Genomic DNA, 1,784 nt, shown 5'->3' on the forward strand with positions numbered 1-1,784 from the left:
TGATAAGCCCCCTGTCAAGTAGACATGTTAAATATCTAAATTAGGTGCTGATGAACGGTCACACGATTTGTGTGACCGTTTTTCTATGCACACCATTTTTCTTTGTATTTTTCAATTCGTTTGTTTTCAGGAATAGGATATTCCTTTGGTTTCATCGATGATAATGCTTCTTTTCTTACTTCCAGCGGCGTCTTACAATGATATCTATCTTGAGGGCGTTCTTCACTGTAAAACTTTATATAATCCTGAATTGCATATCTCAATGATGCTTCGTCAGTGATTTCATACATTTGATACATTTCTGTTTTAATAATCCCCCAAAAGCCTTCTGTAGGACCATTATCAATACAATGGCCAACTCTGGACATTGATTGCTCTATTTCCTGTTCCTTAAGTTTCTTTTGAAAAACTTTACTTGTATATTGGAAGCCCCTATCGCTATGAAAGACGGGTTTTGCATCTGGATTAGAGGCAATTGCTTTATCAAAAGTTTTAAATATTAGCTTATTATCATTTCGACGGCTAACCACATATGATATCGGATATCTATCGTATAAATCAAGAATAGCACTTAGATACAGTTTCTTCTTTTCACCCGGAATTTTAAACTCGGTTACATCTGTAACCCATTTCTGATTTGGAGCAGTTGCATAAAAATCTCTATTAAGCTTATTCTCAGCTATTGTCTCAGGAGTAGAAGCGTTATATTTTTTCTTTTTCTTCCTGATTACGGAATGGATGCCACACTTCTTCATAACCCTATGAACTCTATTTTTGCTATAGTTAGTATGATTGAAGTGGTTAATCCATGAAGTCATTCTTCGATAGCCCAAGATATGATTAAAGCGTTCATCGTATTCTTTGATAAGTTCTGCTAGCTTAATATTTTCCAATTCCTGTTCCGGAGTTTCACGGTGCAACCACTTATAATAAGCTGCTCTAGATATTTCAAGCTGTTTACACATCCATTCAATACTCCATTTATTTGCTTCATGAAAATGTCTAATAGATAAATACTTTGACTCATAGCGCAGTTTTCCAAGCCTCACATCCCTTCGAATTCTTTCACTTTTTTTAATAATTCAACTACCATATCTTTTTCTTCAAGCTGGCGTTTAAGCCTGAGATTTTCTCGTCGTAAACGCTCTAATTCATCTACCTCATCATCGGTTTTGTGACGACCACGTTTATCTGATAAGCCTTCTTCTCCATTAGCATCATACTTTTTCACCCAAGAATAGACTTGACTATATGAAACTTCATATATGCTTGCGGTTCCTTTAAGATCTCGGTTGTGTTTGATACAGTATTCTACGATTTCTTTACGTTCCTCAATGGTTGTTTTACGTCTTGCATCTGCCATATAGACCTCCCTTTTAGGATCATAATCCTTAAGTTCTCTATTGGCATTATAACACTTTATCCAGCACCTGAGTACCTCTCTTGAAGATATGTTGTATGTAGCAACGATATCATCTACACTTCCTTCGCCGGATAAAACAGCTTCAACACACATGTTTTTAAAATCAGATAAATAGGAAGTGTTACCTGCTTTTTGACTGAATGCTGCAATTCCATAAATCCTGTATTTGGCAACCCATTCCCTTAAGGTTTTGCATCCAATGTTATATTTAGCGGATAAATAATTGTAGGAACCAAGTCCATCAAGATATTCCTGTGAAACTTTCGCACGGAACTCAGTAGTGTGTGGTGATTTGGACATAAAAATACCTCCTAAGTAGATTTTGGTTATTTCCCTTGTCTACTTAAGAGGTATCTTATCA

2 protein-coding genes are annotated in these 1,784 nt (G+C 35.8%); both read right to left on the reverse strand.

The genetic code is table 11. The annotated features are described in order from the left end of the window. Positions 1–83 precede the first annotated feature (83 nt). Positions 84–1,049: an IS3 family transposase gene (locus I5677_RS17035; protein ID WP_197662850.1), complete on the reverse strand. Its 966-nt coding sequence runs from the start codon at positions 1,047–1,049 to the stop codon at positions 84–86. Next, positions 1,046–1,723, reverse strand: a complete 678-nt coding sequence (locus I5677_RS17040) for a helix-turn-helix domain-containing protein (RefSeq protein WP_197662851.1) — start codon at positions 1,721–1,723, stop codon at positions 1,046–1,048. The genes I5677_RS17035 and I5677_RS17040 overlap by 4 nt, the downstream gene beginning before the upstream one ends. Positions 1,724–1,784: the final 61 nt, after the last annotated feature.

The sequence above is a fragment of the Mobilitalea sibirica genome, from assembly GCF_015999265.1.
Classification (GTDB): Bacteria; Bacillota; Clostridia; order Lachnospirales; family Lachnospiraceae; genus Mobilitalea; species Mobilitalea sibirica.